The sequence below is a fragment of the Stenotrophomonas sp. NPDC077659 genome, from assembly GCF_050268705.1.
In the GTDB taxonomy this organism is placed as follows: Bacteria; Pseudomonadota; Gammaproteobacteria; order Xanthomonadales; family Xanthomonadaceae; genus Stenotrophomonas.
This window is the reverse complement of sequence record NZ_JBNNHG010000086.1, coordinates 1-15,712: the sequence shown is the minus strand read 5'-3', so window position 1 is coordinate 15,712 and position 15,712 is coordinate 1. Positions and strand designations below refer to the sequence as shown.

The 15,712-nt window shown below is 67.6% G+C and carries 12 protein-coding genes and 1 pseudogene; all 13 read right to left on the bottom strand.

What is annotated here, in order from left to right; genetic code table 11:
• Nucleotides 1-1,551, bottom strand: a 1,551-nt coding sequence (locus ACQKDV_RS12815; protein ID WP_427784102.1) for an efflux RND transporter permease subunit, incomplete at its 3' end; no start/stop codon positions are given.
• 169 nt (nt 1,552-1,720) lie between these two features.
• Nucleotides 1,721-2,956, bottom strand: coding sequence for a cell division protein FtsA (gene ftsA / locus ACQKDV_RS12810; protein WP_324805495.1), 1,236 nt, complete (start codon nt 2,954-2,956; stop codon nt 1,721-1,723).
• Entirely contained in the window at nt 2,953-3,702 is a 750-nt protein-coding gene (locus tag ACQKDV_RS12805) for a cell division protein FtsQ/DivIB (RefSeq protein WP_427784101.1), read from the bottom strand. The genes ftsA and ACQKDV_RS12805 overlap by 4 nt, the downstream gene beginning before the upstream one ends.
• Entirely contained in the window at nt 3,699-4,661 is a 963-nt protein-coding gene (locus tag ACQKDV_RS12800; RefSeq protein WP_427784100.1) for a D-alanine--D-alanine ligase, read from the bottom strand. The genes ACQKDV_RS12805 and ACQKDV_RS12800 overlap by 4 nt, the downstream gene beginning before the upstream one ends.
• Nucleotides 4,658-6,094, bottom strand: coding sequence for a UDP-N-acetylmuramate--L-alanine ligase (gene murC, locus ACQKDV_RS12795; RefSeq protein ID WP_427784099.1), 1,437 nt, complete (start codon nt 6,092-6,094; stop codon nt 4,658-4,660). The genes ACQKDV_RS12800 and murC overlap by 4 nt, the downstream gene beginning before the upstream one ends.
• A 40-nt stretch (nt 6,095-6,134) precedes the next feature.
• Nucleotides 6,135-7,235 carry an undecaprenyldiphospho-muramoylpentapeptide beta-N-acetylglucosaminyltransferase gene (gene murG, locus ACQKDV_RS12790; RefSeq protein WP_427784098.1) on the bottom strand — a complete coding sequence of 367 codons (1,101 nt, stop codon included), beginning with the start codon at nt 7,233-7,235 and terminating at the stop codon, nt 6,135-6,137.
• The gene (ftsW, locus tag ACQKDV_RS12785; protein ID WP_427784097.1) at nt 7,232-8,551 is read right to left on the bottom strand and encodes a putative lipid II flippase FtsW; all 1,320 of its coding nucleotides are present in this window, start codon (nt 8,549-8,551) and stop codon (nt 7,232-7,234) included. Before ftsW ends, murG begins: the two co-directional genes overlap by 4 nt.
• A gap of 2 nt (nt 8,552-8,553) precedes the next feature.
• Nucleotides 8,554-9,639: a phospho-N-acetylmuramoyl-pentapeptide-transferase gene (gene mraY / locus ACQKDV_RS12780; RefSeq protein WP_079220628.1), complete on the bottom strand. Its 1,086-nt coding sequence runs from the start codon at nt 9,637-9,639 to the stop codon at nt 8,554-8,556.
• A complete protein-coding gene (locus ACQKDV_RS12775) occupies nt 9,629-11,023 on the bottom strand; it encodes a UDP-N-acetylmuramoyl-tripeptide--D-alanyl-D-alanine ligase (protein WP_427784096.1) in 1,395 nt (464 codons plus the stop codon). The genes mraY and ACQKDV_RS12775 overlap by 11 nt, the downstream gene beginning before the upstream one ends.
• Nucleotides 11,020-12,576: a UDP-N-acetylmuramoyl-L-alanyl-D-glutamate--2,6-diaminopimelate ligase gene (locus tag ACQKDV_RS12770; protein ID WP_427784095.1), complete on the bottom strand. Its 1,557-nt coding sequence runs from the start codon at nt 12,574-12,576 to the stop codon at nt 11,020-11,022. The genes ACQKDV_RS12775 and ACQKDV_RS12770 overlap by 4 nt, the downstream gene beginning before the upstream one ends.
• A complete protein-coding gene (locus tag ACQKDV_RS12765) occupies nt 12,573-14,420 on the bottom strand; it encodes a peptidoglycan D,D-transpeptidase FtsI family protein (protein ID WP_427784094.1) in 1,848 nt (615 codons plus the stop codon). The genes ACQKDV_RS12770 and ACQKDV_RS12765 overlap by 4 nt, the downstream gene beginning before the upstream one ends.
• The gene (ftsL, locus tag ACQKDV_RS12760) at nt 14,417-14,680 is read right to left on the bottom strand and encodes a cell division protein FtsL (RefSeq protein ID WP_079220624.1); all 264 of its coding nucleotides are present in this window, start codon (nt 14,678-14,680) and stop codon (nt 14,417-14,419) included. Before ftsL ends, ACQKDV_RS12765 begins: the two co-directional genes overlap by 4 nt.
• Nucleotides 14,677-15,585: pseudogene (rsmH, locus tag ACQKDV_RS12755) on the bottom strand (16S rRNA (cytosine(1402)-N(4))-methyltransferase RsmH); the annotation flags it as partial. The gene ftsL and the pseudogene rsmH, both read right to left, overlap by 4 nt.
• Between the last annotated feature and the right edge of the window lie 127 nt (nt 15,586-15,712).

The following is a 15,712-nucleotide window of genomic DNA, read 5'->3' as shown; positions in this document are numbered from 1 at the left end:
ACGACCGGAGAATTTGGCCCGCTGGCCAATTTTGGCGATTTTGAGCAGCACGAGAGCCATCATCTCCACCGCGATGATCGCATCGTCCACCAGCAGGCCCAGCGCCAGCACCAGTGCGCCCAGCGAGATCTTGTGCAGACCGATGCCGAAGTAGTGCATGACGAAGAAAGTCATCGCCAGCACCAACGGGATGGTCACGCCCACCACCAGGCCGGTACGCAGGCCCAGCGAGAAGAAACTCACCAGGAGCACGATCACCACCGCCTCGGTCTGCACCTGCACGAACTCACCGACGGATTCTTCCACCGCCTGCGGCTGGTCGGAGACCTTGCGCAGCTGCATGCCGGCCGGCAGGGTCTTCTGCAGGCGTTCGAATTCCGCATCCAGGTTCGCACCCAGCTTGAGGATGTCACCGCCGTCCTTCATCGCCACGGCCAGGCCGATGGCTTCTTCCCCCATGAAGCGCATCTTCGGCGAAGCGGGGTCGGCGAAGCCGCGCTTGACCTCAGCGATGTCGCCCAGGTGCACGGTGCGGTCGCCGGCACGGATCGGGAACTGGCGGATGGCTTCGATGTCGTTGAACTGGCCGGTCACGCGCAGCTGCACGCGGTCGGTGGCGGTCTCGAAGAAGCTGGTGCCGGTGATCGCATTCTGGTCGGCCAGCGCCTGCTGTACCTGCTGCATCGACACGCCCAGCGTGGCCAGGCGGGTGTTGGACAGCTCGATCCACACCTTCTCGTCCTGCAGGCCGACCAGATCGATCTTGCCCACGTCGGGCACGCGCTGCAGCTCCAGCTGGATGCGGTCGGCGTAGTCCCGCATCACCGCATAGTCGAAGCCCTTGCCGGTGAGCGCATAGATGTTGCCGTAGGTATCGCCGAACTCATCGTTGTAGAACGGGCCGACGATCTCGCGCGGCAGCGTGGCGCGGATATCACCCACGCGCTCTTCCGATCTGCCCTGCACGGCGCCCTGCAGCACGTCGTTGGCGGCACGGAAGGCCTGGATCATGGTCGCGTTGCGACCCAGCACGGTGATCAGCTTCTCGTTCGGGATGGTGATGAGCGAGTCGCAGTGCTGGCTCAGCTCCTCGATGCCCTTCAGCGCCACCTGCATGCGGCGACGGCCTTCGAACGGGAACGGCTTGGTGACCACGGCCACGGTCAGGATGCCCATTTCCTTGGCCAGCTGTGCCACCACCGGTGCCGCTCCGGTGCCGGTGCCGCCGCCCATGCCGGCGGTGATGAAAACCATGTCCGCGCCCTGCAGGGCGTCCATGATGCGCTCACGGTCTTCCAGTGCGGCCTGGCGGCCGACCTCCGGATTTGCGCCTGCGCCCAGGCCCTTGGTCACGTTGGTACCCAGCTGCAGCTGCAGCTTGGCACCGCAATTCTTGATGGCCTGCGAGTCGGTGTTGGCGGTGATGAATTCCACGCCATCCACTGCCGAGTTGACCATGTGCGCCACGGCATTGCCGCCGCCGCCGCCCACGCCAACCACCTTGATCACCGCATTGGGTGCCATCTTTTCGATCAGTTCAAAATGCGCCATGTCCGTGTCCTCGTTGTATCCGCTTGTCGGTGGCATGGGCGTTCGGGCGTCCTGCCTTTCGCGTCATGTTGCCGATGCGGCTGTGTGGGTTGTGTGTTGCTTTACTGCTTTGCTGCGTTGTGTTGCCGGTAGAGCAAACCGGGCGGGCCCGGGTGATGCAGGTTGCGCGTCAGAACTCGCCGCGGAACCAGGTCTTCAATTTCTTGAACATGCTGCCTGCGCGTCCAGTCGGCAGCGACGGCCGGCGCGGATGCTCGTTCTGGCTGCCCATCAGCAGCAGGCCGACGCCGGTGGCATGCACCGGGTTGCCGACCACTTCGCCAAGGCCGACGACGTGCTGCGGGATGCCCACGCGCACCGGCATCTGCAGCATCTCCTCGGCCAGTTCGACCACGCCCTCCATCTTCGAGGCACCACCGGTCAGCACCAGGCCGGCGCGCACCAGTTCCTCGAAACCGGAGCGGCGCAGTTCGGCCTGCACCATCTCGAAGATTTCCTCGTAACGGCCCTGCACCGCCTGCGCCAGCGAATGGCGCGGCATGCGGCGCGGCGGGCGGTCGCCCACCGACGGCACCTGGATGCTTTCTTCGGCAGTGGCCAGCTGGGCCAGGGCGCAGGCGTAGCGCACCTTGATCTGCTCGGCTTCCGGGGTCGGCGTGCGCAGCATGTGCGCGATGTCGTTGGTCACGTGGTCGCCGGCAATCGGCAACGAGGCGGTGTGGCAGATCGCGCCCTGCACGAACACCGCGATATCGGTGGTGCCAGCGCCCATGTCCACCAGCACCACGCCCAGTTCCTTTTCGTCGGCAGTCAGCACCGCCACGCTGGAGGCCAGCGAGGACAGCACCAGATCGTCCACCTGCAGGCCGCAGCGCTGCACGCACTTGCTGATGTTGGCAGCGGCGGACTGCGCGCAGACCACCAGGTGGGCATGCACTTCCAGGCGCACGCCGGTCATGCCGACCGGATTGCGGATGCCTTCCTGCGAATCGTCCAGCACGTATTCGCGCGGGATGGCGTGCAGGATCTTCTGGTCGGCCGGGATCGCCACGGCCTTGGCCGCATCCAGCACGCGGTCCAGGTCACCCCAGGTCACCTCGCCGTCGCGGATCGGCACGATGCCCGGCGAGTTCTTGCACTGCACGTGGTTGCCGGAAATGGAGGCGTACACCGAGCGGATCTCGCAGCCAGCCATCAGCTCGGCCTCTTCTACCGCACGCTGGATCGACTGCACGGTGGATTCGATGTCCACGACCACGCCGCGCTTGAGGCCGCGCGATTCGTGCGAGCCGATGCCGATCACTTCGATCGGGTTGCCCGGCGAATACTCGCCCACCAGCGCCACCACCTTGGAGGTGCCGATATCCAGGCCGACGATCAGCGATTTGTCACCCTTGCGATTCATGTCCTTTCCTGCGTTCTTCCGGCCGGGGTCGCGGGTGCGCCGGCCGGCGCGGCCGGCGTTCCCCAGCTCAGGGTGAAACCATTGGTGTATCGGAGGTCGGCGCGCTCGATCGGTGCGGCCTGGTTGGCCAGCTGCGGCAGCACGCGCACGAAGCGCTGCAGGCGCGAGCGGGCATCGTCACGGCCGACCACCACTTCGGTGCCATTGCTCAGCAGCAGCGACCAGCTGCCGCGCGCATCCATGGCCAGGCGGCGCACGTCCACACCGGTCGGTGCGAACAGCGCGCGCGCATCGTTGTACAGCTTCACCACTTCTTCGGTCTGGCTGTCCGGGCCGTCCAGCTCGGGCAGCTGCAGATCGGCCAGCTTCTTCGGCGTGGGGAACAGCTTGCCCTGCTCGGACAGCAGGCGGCCTTCGCCCCAGCGCGCGAACGGCTTGTGCTCGACCAGGGTCACTTCCAGCACGTCCGGCCACTGCTTGCGCACCTGTGCGCTTTCAACCCACGGCAGCTTTTCCAGGGCGTCCTGCGCATCCTGCAGCTTCACCGCGAAGAAGCCGGCGTGGGCATACGGCAGCAGTACCTGCTGCAGCTGTTCCGGCGGCACGCGCTTGAACTCACCGTGCACGCGCAGCTTCGCCAGCGGCCAGCGCTCGGCGCCGACCCAGCCATTGACCACGGCCACCACCGGCAGTGCCACCACCGACAGGGCCAACAGCCAGACGAAGATGCGCAGCAGCGCGTTCATGCGTGCGATGCCTCCAGGGTCTGTTCCAGCACGCGCCACACCAGTTCCTCGAAACCGATGCCGGCCTGTGCGGCCGCCTTGGGCACCAGCGAGTGGCTGGTCATCCCCGGCGCGGTGTTCACTTCCAGCAGGAAGAAGCGGCCGCTGGCGCGGTCACGCATCACGTCCACGCGGCCCCAGCCACGGCAGCCGGCGGCACGGAACGCGGCCAGGGCGATGCGGCGGATCTCGTCCTCGTCGGCACCGTCCAGGCCCGGGCACAGGTACTGGGTGTCCTCGGCGATGTACTTGGCGTTGTAGTCGTACCACTGGCCCTTGGGCACGATGCGGATCGATGGCAGGGCGACATCACCGAGGATGCCCACGGTCAGTTCGTCGCCCACCACCATCTGTTCCATCAGCAGCTGGCCGTCGTAGCGCGCGGCCAAGGCCACCGCTTCGTCCAGTCCGGCCTCGTCGGTCACCCGGCTGATGCCCACGCTGGAGCCTTCATTGGCCGGCTTGACCACCACCGGCAGGCCGAGCTCGGCTGCGTTGGCGTGCACGTTTTCCGCGGTCACCTTGCTGTACTGCGGGGTCGGCAGGCCCAGCGACAGCCATACCTGCTTGGTGCGGATCTTGTCCATGCTCAGTGCCGAGCCCAGCACGTTGGATCCGGTGTACGGCACGCCGCAGGCTTCCATCAGGCCCTGCACGATGCCGTCCTCACCGCCACCGTTGTGGCCGTGCAGGATGTTGAACACCCGGTCAATGCCACCGGCAGCCAGCGCCCTGGCCAGCGCCGGAATGCCGTCGACGGCGAACGCATCGACGCCGCGCGACTGCAGCGCCTGCAGCACGTTGCGGCCCGAGTCCAACGACACTTCGCGTTCACTGGAGCTGCCGCCCAGCAGCACCGCGACCCGGCCGAACACGGCCGGGTCGGTGGCGCGCAGCGGCGGGAAGGTCAGCGCGCTCACGCCTGGCCCTCCACCGTGAAACCTTCCACGGCGATCTGGCTGGCGACGGCGCCGATGTCGCCGGCACCCATCATCAGCAGCAGGTCACCGTCCTGCAGCACGTCCGGCAGCACGCTGGCCAGTTCGGCGGCCTTGCCCACCACCACCGGCTCGCTGCGGCCGCGCGCACGGATGGCACGCGCCAGCGCATGCGAATCGGCACCAGCAATCGGCTCCTCTCCGGCCGGGTAGACCTCGCTCAACACAAGCGCATCGACACTGGACAGCACCGCAGCGAACTTGTCGAACTGGTCGCGGGTACGGCTGTAGCGGTGCGGCTGGAACGCCACCACCAGGCGCTTGTCGGTCCAGCCACCACGGGCGGCGGCGAACACCGCCTCCAGTTCGCTGGGGTGGTGACCGTAGTCATCGATGATGCGGACCCTGACGCCGCTGGCGGTGGTCACTTCGCCCAGATCGTTGAAGCGGCGGCCGACACCGGCAAAGCTTTCCAGCGCACGTGCGATGGCGTCCGGGGCCACGCCCAGCTGCCAGCCCACCGCCGCAGCGGCCAGTGCGTTCAGTACGTTGTGCCTGCCCGGCAGGGCCAGCACCACTTCCTGGCTGGTGCCCTGCGGCAGGCGCAGGGTGAAGCGCATGCGCGAACCTTCCTGCACCACGTTCTCGGCACGCACGTCGGCCTGCGGGCTCATGCCGTAGCTCATCACATGGCGCGGGGTCTTGGCCGCCAGCGCGGCCACTTCCGGGTCGTCGATGCACAGCACCGCCAGGCCGTAGAACGGCAGGCGCTGCAGGAATTCGGCGAAGGCCGCCTGCACGCGGGCAAAATCGTTACCGTAGTTTTCCAGGTGGTCGGCATCGATGTTGGTGATGATCGACATCAGCGGGTTCAGGCGCAGGAAGCTGCCATCGCTTTCGTCGGCCTCGGCCACCAGCCACTGGCCACCGCCCAGCTTGGCGTTGGCACCGGCAGCCAGCAGCTGGCCACCGATCACGAAGGTCGGGTCCAGGTCGCCCTCGCTCAGCACCGCTGCGGTCAGGCTGGTGGTGGTGGTCTTGCCGTGCGTGCCGGCCACGGCGATGCCGCGGCGGAAGCGCATCAGCTCGGCCAGCATGGCCGCGCGCGGCATGATCGGAATGCGCTGGCTGCGCGCTTCCATCAGTTCGGGGTTGTCTTCGCGGATGGCGCTGGACACCACCACGCAGTCGGTGCCCAGCACGTTGGCGGCCGAGTGGCCACGCATGATGCGCGCACCCAGGCCAGCCAGGCGGCGGGTGGCCGCGTTGTCGGCGTTGTCCGAACCGGACACTTCATAGCCCAGGGTCAGCATCACTTCGGCGATGCCGCTCATGCCGGTGCCGCCGATGCCGACGAAATGCACGCGCGGGAACGCGCGCACCAGGTCGTTGGTGTCGTGCAGGCGGCGGATCATGCGCGGCCTCGCGCGTGGCAGGCGCTATGGCAGGCCTTCTTCATACTGCTTCCTCAAGAATGATATCGGCGATGCGCTCGGCGGCATCGACCTTTGCCAAGGCACGCGCGGCGTGCGCCATCTGCATGCGGCGGGCGGGATTTTCGGACAGTTCGCGCAGCAGTGCGGCAATGCCGTCGGCCAGCGTTCCATCCTGCTTCAGCAACACGGCCGCGCCGCGCTCGACCAGATACTCCGCATTGCGGGTCTGGTGATCGTCGACGGCGGCAGGGAACGGCACCAGCACGCTGCCCACGCCCACCGCGCACAGCTCGGCCAGAGTGGACGCGCCGGCACGGCACACCACCAGGTCGGCCCAGGCGAAGGCATCGGCCATGTCGGCGATGAACGGGGTGATTTCAGCCTGCACGCCGGCCTCGGCATAGGCCTGCACGGCTTCACCATGCAGCTTTTCGCCGCTCTGGTGGCGCACCTGCACCTGCACGCTGCCAGCCAGCGAGGCAATGGCCTGCGGCACGCCGGTGTTGAGCGCGCGTGCGCCCTGGCTGCCGCCCACCACCAGCAGCCGCAGCGGGCCCTGGCGGTCAGCGAAGCGCTGTTCCGGCGGCGCAATGGCAGCGATGTCCGCGCGCACCGGGTTGCCGACGAACTCCTCGCCCTTGGCGAAGGTGCCGGGGAAACCGGTCAGCAGGCGGCGCGCATAGCGCGACAGGATGCGGTTGGTCATGCCCGGCGCGCGGTTCTGCTCATGCACCAGCAGCGGCAGGCCATGCAGGCGCGTGGCCATGCCGCCCGGCCCCGAGGCAAAGCCACCGAAGGCGACCACCGCGCGCGGCTGGCGCTTGCGGATGATCATGCCGGCCGCGCGCAGTGCGCGCATCAGCCGCCACGGTGCGCCCAGCAGGGCCAGCTTGCCCTTGCCGCGCAGGCCGGTGATGGCCAGCGTGTCGATGGGAATATCGTGCTGCGGTACCAGGCGGGTTTCCATCGCACCGTCAGCACCCATCCAGGTAACGGGCACACCACGCTGGCGCAGCACGCGGGCTACGGCCAGGCCGGGGAAGATGTGGCCACCAGTACCACCGGCCAGGATCATCACCGGGCGGGCGCTGCTGTTCGCGGTGGTGGAGACCGTGCTCATGACAGCCTCCCGAAGGTCGGTTCGATGCGCGACTGCAGGCGGCTGGTGCCGCGGGCAGCGGCCGGCGCGGTGGCAGCCACCGGCTCGGGGTGCATGGTCGTGCTGGCAGCAACCGGGGCGGCCGGTTCGACCACGGGCGCGCCCATGGCGTCTTCACCGCCACCGATACGCACGGCCTGGCGGCGCTCGGCACGCTTGAGTTCATAGGACACGCGCAGCAGCAGGCCCATCGCCACGCAGGTCATCAGCACCGACGAGCCGCCCGAGGAAATCAGCGGCAGGGTCAGGCCCTTGGTCGGCAGGATGCCCAGGTTCACGCCGATGGAAACAAAGGTCTGCATGCTGATCCACAGGCCGATGCCGAAGGCGATGTAGCCGGAGAAGTGCCGCTTCATTTCCACGCAGCGCATGCCCAGCCAGAAGGTGCGGCCCACCAGCAGCGCGTACAGCGCGACGATGGTGCAGGTGCCCAGGAAGCCGAATTCCTCGGCGGTGACCGAGAAGATGAAGTCGGTATGCGCTTCGGGCAGGTAGTACAGCTTCTGCACCGAGTTGCCCAGGCCCACGCCGGTCCATTCGCCGCGGCCCACGGCCATCAGCGCATTGGACAGCTGGTAGCCGTCGCCCTGCTGGTCGGCCCACGGGTCCAGGAAGGAGGTGATGCGGCGCATGCGGTACGGCTCGATGATCGCCAGCGCGCTCATGCCGACCAGGCCGATGATCACCGGCATCGACATGCGCGGCATGTTCACCCCGCCCAGCACCAGCATGCCGGCGGTGATGGCCAGCAGCAGGGTGGACGAACCAAAGTCGGGCTGCAGCAGCAGCAGCACCACCAGCGCACCGGCCACGCCCAGCGGCTTGAGCATGGCCGGCCAGGTGGCATTGACCTCGTCGCGGAAGCGCACCAGGTAGCTGGACAGCCAGACGATGTAGAGCACCTTCACCGCTTCGACCGTCTGGAACTTGGAAATGCCCAGGTTGATCCAGCGGCGGGCACCGTTGACGGTGCTGCCCAGGCCCGGCATGAACACCGCCAGCAGCAGCACGAAGCAGCCCAGCAGCAGGATCTGGTTGTACTGTTCGATCGACTTCAGCTCGGTGCGGGCGGCGATGACCGCCAGCACGATGCCCACCGCCAGGAAGATCAGGTGGCGGTTGAGGTAGTAGAACGGACTGCTCATCAGCGCGATCGAGCTGGATGCCACCATCACCACGCCAATGCCCGTGAGCGCGATGATCGCGCCCAGCAGCCACTTGTCGTAGCTGCCTTCGATGGCTTCAAGGCGGGTTGCCTGGCGGGACAGGTCGTTCATTCTCAGCGCACCTTCAGGGTGGCAAGGCCGATCAGCACGAGCACGACCGAGATGATCCAGAAGCGCACGATCACGCGCGGCTCCGGCCAGCCCTTCAGCTCGAAGTGGTGGTGGATCGGCGCCATGCGGAACACGCGCTTGCCGGTCAGCTTGAACGAGGCGACCTGGATCATCACCGACAGCGTTTCGATGACGAACACGCCGCCCATGATGACCAGCACCAGCTCCTGGCGGGTAATCACGGCGATCGTGCCCAGCACCGCACCCAGCGCCAGCGCGCCGATGTCGCCCATGAAGACCATGGCCGGGTAGGTGTTGAACCACAGGAAGCCCAGGCCCGCACCGGCAATGGCCGCGCAGATGATGACCAGTTCACCGGCACCGGGGATCTGCGGGATCTGCAGGTAGTTGGCGAACACCACGTTGCCCGACGCATAGGCGAACACGCCCAGGCCGCACGCCACCAGCACGGTGGGCATGATGGCCAGGCCATCCAGGCCGTCGGTCAGGTTGACCGCGTTGGAGAAGCCGACGATCCAGAAATAGGCGATGGCCACGAAGCTGATGCCGGCCAGCGGCAGCGCAATCGACTTGAACATCGGGATGTAGAAGGTCAGTGCCGCCGGCACGTCAGCGGTCTGCAGCAGGAAGATGCCCGCGGCCAGGCCGAAGATCGACTGCAACAGGTACTTCCAGCGCGAGGCCAGACCGTTCGGGTCGCGGCGCACGATCTTGATCCAGTCGTCGTACCAGCCGATGGCGCCGAAGCACAGCATCACCGCCAGCACCAGCCACACGTAGCGGTTGCGCAGGTCGGCCCACATCAGCACCGACAGGGTGACGGTGAGCAGGATCAGCGAACCGCCCATGGTGGGCGTGCCGGCCTTGACGAAGTGGGTCTGCGGGCCATCGGTGCGGATCGGCTGGCCGCCCTTGAACTGGGCAAGCCGGCGGATCACCGCCGGGCCGAGCCACAACGACAGGAACAGCGCGGTCAGCGCTGCCAGGATCGCGCGGAAGGTCTGGTAGTTGAACAGCCCGAACAGGCTTTCCAACTGCTGCAACCATCGAGCCAGTTCATACAACATGCGGGGATTCCTCTCCTTGCGCCAGCAGCGCTTTGACGATCAGGTCCATGGCACTGCCACGGGAACCCTTGACCAGGCAGCGCACACCAGCGTGCAACTCGTCCTGCAGCGCCTGCGACAGCGCATCATGGGTGGCGAAATGGCGGCCACCTTCGCCGAACGCGGCAGCGGCAGCAGCACTGAGCGGGCCGAGCGCGTACAGACGCTTCAGACCCGCGCTGCGTGCACGCAGGCCTGCCTGCGCGTGCAGGGCTTCAGCGTCCGGACCCAGCTCGCGCATGTCGCCCAGCACCAGCCAACCCTCTTCCGGGGCCGCGGCCAGGGCATCGATGGCCGCGGCCAGCGAACCCGGGTTGGCGTTGTAGCTGTCGTCCACCAGCACCGCACCGTTGTGCAGCTGGTGGGCGATCTGGCGGCCCGGCACCGGCTGCGCAGCGGCCAGGCCGGCGGCCACCAGGGCCAGGTCGATGCCGGCACCCAGCGCCAGACTGGCCGCAGCCAAAGCGTTGCTCACGTTGTGGCGGCCTGGCAGGCCCAGCACCACGCGGGCCTCGCCCTGCGGCGCAACCAGGGTGAACTGGCTGCCCTGCGCGCCCGCGCGGATGTCGCGCGCGGTGACGTCGGCGCTGTGGTCCAGGCCGTAGCGCAGCACGCGGCAGCGCGCCGGGGTGCCGACGAAGTGCTGTTCGAACCAGCGGCCGTAGGCATCGTCGACATTGATGACGGCGACGCCATCGGCCGGCAGCGCGGCATAGATCGCGCCCTTGGTCACCGCCACGCCGAGCAGGCTGCCCATGCGTTCCAGGTGGGCCGGGGCGATGTTGTTGACCAGCGCATAGCGCGGGCGGGCGATGTCGGTCAGGTAGGCAATGTCGCCCGGCTTGCCTGCGCCCATCTCGTAAACGGCGTAGTCGGCATCTTCCGGTGCATCGATCACCGCCAGCGGCAGGCCGATCTCGTTGTTGCGGTTGCCCGGGTTGGCGTAGACCACCTTATGGGCGTGCGCGGCCACCTGCTGCAGGATCGACAGCAGCAGGCTCTTCACGCTGGTCTTGCCGTTGCTGCCGGTGATCGCGAACACCTCGGTGCCACGGTCGCGCTGCATGCCGGCGGCGATGCGGGCCAGCGCCAGTTCGCTGTCGGCCACCAGCACCTGCGGCAGGTCCAGCGGCAGCAGGCGCTCGACCAGCAGTGCACTGGCACCGCGTGCCTGTGCATCGGCGGCGAAATCATGGCCGTCGAAGCGTTCGCCACGCAGGGCGACGTACAGGCTGCCGTTGCCCAGGCTGCGGGTGTCATGGCTGACCGCATCGATGGCCACGTCGTCGCCGTGGATCTCGCCACCGGCCCAGTGCGCGATCAGCGAAAGCAGGGTGCGCTTCATGCGATGCCCTCCCCTGCCTCTGGGCCCTCTTCCGCGTCCTGCGGTCGGGCCACTAGCGCATCCGTGCGCGTCGCGAGAACCCCGGCCTTGGCGGCCAGCGCGGCAGCCGAGACTTCGGTGTCGTCGAAGTCGTGGCGCACGCCGTTGACTTCCTGGTAAGGCTCATGGCCCTTGCCAGCAATCAGGATGATGTCGCCAGCGCCGGCACGCTTCACCGCCAGGCCGATCGCACGCGCGCGGCTGCGCTGCACGGTCACGGCCGAGGCATCGGCGAAGCCGGAGAGGATGTCGGCCACGATCACATCGCCATCCTCGCCGCGCGGGTTGTCATCGGTAACGATGACCTGGTTGGCCAGGCGCTCGGCAATGGCCGCCATCTGCGGGCGCTTGCCGGTATCACGTTCGCCACCGCAGCCGAACACGCAGTACAGCGTGCCCTGCAGGTGCCCGTGCAGGCTTTCAAGTGCCTGTTCCAGTGCATCGGGGGTGTGGGCGTAGTCGACCACCACGGTGGGCAGGCCGTCTTCGCCGCCCAGGCGGTTCATGCGGCCACGGATCGGCTGCAGCGCCGAGAGAACGCCGGCGATGCGCTCGATCGGCTCGCCCAGTGCATGCAGGCTGCCGGCCACGGCCAGCAGGTTGTCCACGTTGAAGCGGCCCAGCAGCGGCGACTGCACCGCCGCGCGCGCGCCGTCGATGACCAGTTCGAAGCCGATGCCACGGCCGTCCAGCTGCAGGCCTTCGGCGCGCACGCTGGCGTCGACCGCGCCGCGCGAGCTGAGACCGATGGCCTGCACGCCGGCCGGCAGGCCGGCGAACAGCTGGCGACCGAACGCATCATCCAGGTTCACCACCGCTGCCTTCAGGCCCGGGCGGTGGAACAGGCGGGCCTTGGCTGCGCCGTAGCTGGCCATGTCGCCGTGGTAATCCAGATGGTCGCGGGTGAGATTGGTGAACACCGCCACGTCGTAGTGCACCGCATCCACGCGGCCCTGGTCCAGCGCATGCGAGCTGACTTCCATCGCCACTGCACGCGCGCCGTCATCTCGCAGCTGTGCCAGCAGTGCATGCATCTGCAGCACCAGCGGCGTGGTGAAGCCCGTCGGCTCCACCGCACCATAAAGTCCGGCGCCCAACGTGCCGATACTGCCACTGGGCGTACCGAGCAGGTGCCAGGCCTGGGCCAGCAGCTGCACGGTGGAGGTTTTGCCGTTGGTGCCGGTCACGCCCACCATCGTCATCGCACGCGACGGTGCGCCATGGAACTGGTCGGCCATCGCGCCCAGGCGCGCGCGCAGGCCCGGCACGGCGATGGCATCGGCCGGCGCCGGCAGCCCGGCCGGGACTGGCGGCTCGAACAGGATGGCGCTGGCACCGGCCGCGCGCGCCTGTTCGACAAAGCCCAGGCCATGCGCGCCGAACCCGGCGATGGCGACGAAAGCATTGCCGGGGCGCACGGCACGGCTGTCCAGCACCAGGCCGGTCAGAACGGGATCGTTGCCCGCCAGGGCAACGTCCGGAAGCAACTGCGAAAGCAACATCGAAGGACTCATTGCGTGCCTCCCGCGGGCGGGGCCGGCACATGGTTCTGCGCGGTGGGCAGCGCGGCATCGAATTCAGCGGCGGCATCGGCCGGCAGCGCTGCCTCGGCCGGCGGCGCCGGCAGGACGGAGGCCGAATGCCCCATCTTTCCGGACTGCTGGGCAGCCAGCCACGACTGCAGATCGTCCAGCGGGACGTCCATCAGACGCAGGGTGCCTTCCATCACGTTGTGGTACACCGGCGCCGAGACCAGACCACCGTAGAACTTGCCGGCCTGCGGATCGTTGATGACGATGACGGTGGCAAAGCGCGGGTTGGTGGCGGGCACCACGCCGGCAAACAGCGAGTTGTAGTGGCCACGCTCGTAGCCGCCCGGGCCGGCCTTGCGCGCGGTGCCGGTCTTGCCGGCCACGTGGTAGCCGAGCACGGCCGCCTGCTTGGCGCCGCCCTGGGTCACCACGGTTTCCATCATGGCCACCACTTCCTTGGCCACCGCCGGGTCGATGATCTGCTTGCCTTCGTTGCGCTGCCCTTTCACGAAGGTCGGTGCAATCAGCCTGCCGCCGTTGGCCAGCGCCGAGTACGCGGTGGCAATCTGCAGCGGCGTCACGTTCAGGCCGTAGCCGTAGGACATGGTGGTCTTGGTGGCGCCATCCCAGTTGCCCGGGCGGCGCACTACGCCAGCGGATTCACCGGGGAAGCCACTGTGCGGCACCGAGCCGTAACCGAAGCGGCGTACGCCGTCATAGAAGGTCTGGTCGGTCATCTTGGCGGCGATCTTGGCCGCGCCGATGTTCGAACTGCGGGTGATCACACCGGTGACGTTGAGCACGCCATTGTTGCGCGGCACGTCGCGGATGGTGAAGCGGGCCACCTGCATGTAGCCCGGGTTGGTATCGATGATGGTGTCCTTGGTCACCGCGCCGGACTGCAGCGCGGTGGCGATGGTCAACGGTTTCATCGTCGAACCCGGCTCGACCAGGTCGGTCACGGCGCGGTTGCGGCGCGTATCGGGCACCGCACCGTTGAGCGAATTCGGGTTGTACGTCGGCAGGTTGACCATGGCCAGGATCTCGCCGGTGGCCACGTCCATGATGACCATCGAACCACCGGCCGCCTTGTTGGCCACCAGCGCATTGCGCAGTTCCTTGAAGGCCAGGTACTGGATGCGGCGGTCGATGCTGAGGGTCAGGTCCTTGCCTGGCTCGGCAGCGCGCAGCAGATCGCTTTCCACCGTCTCGCCCTTGCGGTTGCGGATCACCCGCTTGGCGCCGGGCTTGCCGCGCAGCCATTCGTCGAAGGCCAGTTCCAGCCCTTCCTGGCCGCGGTCGTCGATGTTGGTGAAGCCCAGTACGTGCGCCATCGCCTCACCCTGCGGGTAGAAGCGGCGGAACTCGCGCTGCGCGGCCACGCCCGGAATCTTCAGCGCGACGACTTTCTCCGCCTCGTCCGGATTGATCCGGCGGCGCAGGTACATGAATTCCTTGTCCGACTTCTGCGACAGGCGGCTGCTCAGCTCGTCCACCGACATGCCGATGGCCTGGGCCAGCTCGGGAATGCGATCCGGCGCGCGCAGCAGATCCTGCGGGTTCACCCAGATCGAAGCAACCGGGGTGGACACCGCCAGCGGCTCGCCGTTGCGGTCGGTGATCATGCCGCGCGACGTCTTGATCGGCAGCTCGCGCAGGTAACGCGCCTCGCCCTGGCGCTGGTAGAAATCGCTGTTGATGATCTGCACGTACGCCGCGCGACCGACCAGCGAGACCGAGCACAGGCCAAGCGCCAGCGCGACCCAGCGCAGGCGCTGGCGCAGGTTGAAAGCGTTGCGCGGGCGATTGCGGCCGGTCTTGCTCATGGGCGCACCACCACCACGTCGGCGGCTTCGGGGAACTTCATGCCCAGCTTCTCGCGGGCCACGCGGTCGACGCGGTTGGCTTCGGCCAGGGTGGCCTGTTCCAGCTGCAGGCGGCCGAATTCCAGGTTGATGTCATCGCGCGTGCGCTCGGCACGCGACAGCTCGATGAACGTCTGCCGATGACGGTGACGCACGAACACGACGCCGATCGCCGAGGCCACGGTGCAGGCCAACAGGATGATCAGCAGCAGCCGGCTCATGCACCGGCCTCCCGCTTCTGGGCCACGCGCAGCACGGCGCTGCGGGCACGCGGGTTGGCGGCCAGTTCTTCGTCGGTGGCCTTGATGGCACCGCCGATCAGATCCAGGGTGGGCACAAAAGCGACGGCCTCGGGCAGACGGCGGTTGGCCGGCGGTGCCTTGGCCAGGCGGTTCATATACTGCTTGACGATGCGGTCTTCCAGCGAATGGAAGCTGATCACCGCCAGACGGCCACCGGGCTTGAGCCGTTCCACGGCCGCATCGAGGCCGGCTTCCAGATCGGCCAGCTCGCGGTTGATGTGGATGCGGATGGCCTGGAAGCTGCGCGTGGCCGGGTGGATCTTGTCTTTTCCGCGCGGCATCACCGAGGCAATCAGCTCGGCCAGTTCGGCTGTGCGGGTGAAGGGCTGCTTCTCGCGGCGGGCGACGATGGCGCGGGCGATACGGCGGCTCTGCCGCTCTTCGCCGTAGGTCCAGAGCACATCGGCGATCTCGCGGTCTTCGACGCGGTTGATCCACTGCGCCGCGCTTTCGCCGCTGTCCGGGTCCATGCGCATGTCCAGCGGGCCGTCCTTGCCGAAGCTGAAACCACGCTCTGCCACGTCCAGCTGCGGCGAGGACACGCCGAGGTCGAACAACACGCCATCCAGGCCTTCGGCCGTCGCATCCCACTGCAGCAGCTGGGCGAAGCTGCCACGGAAAATGGACACGCGCGGGTCCGGCGCGAAATCGCGCTCGGCTACAGCGATGGCGTCCGGATCCTTGTCCATGACCAGCAGGCGCCCCTCCGGGCCCAACTGGGTGAGCACGCCACGTGCATGACCGCCACGACCGAACGTGCCATCCAGATAACGTCCGTTTTCGATCACCCTCAGGCCGTCAATGACCTGGGTGTACAGGACCGGTCACCTTCCGGTGTCGCAGTCGCCGGCGGTGCACCTGCCGGTCCTGTACACCCAGGTCATTGACGGCCTGAGTTGCGTCGTTCCTAACAATAACCGGACGCTTGGATGCAATGGAAAGGGCATCCAC

What these genes read in the sequence shown, in the direction of transcription:
- ftsA (WP_324805495.1), bottom strand. Translation starts at nt 2,956, where the DNA reads ATGAATCGCAAGGGTGACAAATCGCTGATCGTCGGCCTGGATATCGGC.
- murC (WP_427784099.1), bottom strand. Translation starts at nt 6,094, where the DNA reads ATGATCCGCCGCCTGCACGACACCAACGACCTGGTGCGCGCGTTCCCG.
- murG (WP_427784098.1), bottom strand. Translation starts at nt 7,235, where the DNA reads ATGAGCACGGTCTCCACCACCGCGAACAGCAGCGCCCGCCCGGTGATG.
- ACQKDV_RS12770 (WP_427784095.1), bottom strand. Translation starts at nt 12,576, where the DNA reads ATGAGTCCTTCGATGTTGCTTTCGCAGTTGCTTCCGGACGTTGCCCTG.
- ACQKDV_RS12765 (WP_427784094.1), bottom strand. Translation starts at nt 14,420, where the DNA reads ATGAGCAAGACCGGCCGCAATCGCCCGCGCAACGCTTTCAACCTGCGC.
- ACQKDV_RS12775 (WP_427784096.1), bottom strand. Translation starts at nt 11,023, where the DNA reads ATGAAGCGCACCCTGCTTTCGCTGATCGCGCACTGGGCCGGTGGCGAG.
- ACQKDV_RS12805 (WP_427784101.1), bottom strand. Translation starts at nt 3,702, where the DNA reads ATGAACGCGCTGCTGCGCATCTTCGTCTGGCTGTTGGCCCTGTCGGTG.
- ftsL (WP_079220624.1), bottom strand. Translation starts at nt 14,680, where the DNA reads ATGAGCCGGCTGCTGCTGATCATCCTGTTGGCCTGCACCGTGGCCTCG.
- ftsW (WP_427784097.1), bottom strand. Translation starts at nt 8,551, where the DNA reads ATGAACGACCTGTCCCGCCAGGCAACCCGCCTTGAAGCCATCGAAGGC.
- mraY (WP_079220628.1), bottom strand. Translation starts at nt 9,639, where the DNA reads ATGTTGTATGAACTGGCTCGATGGTTGCAGCAGTTGGAAAGCCTGTTC.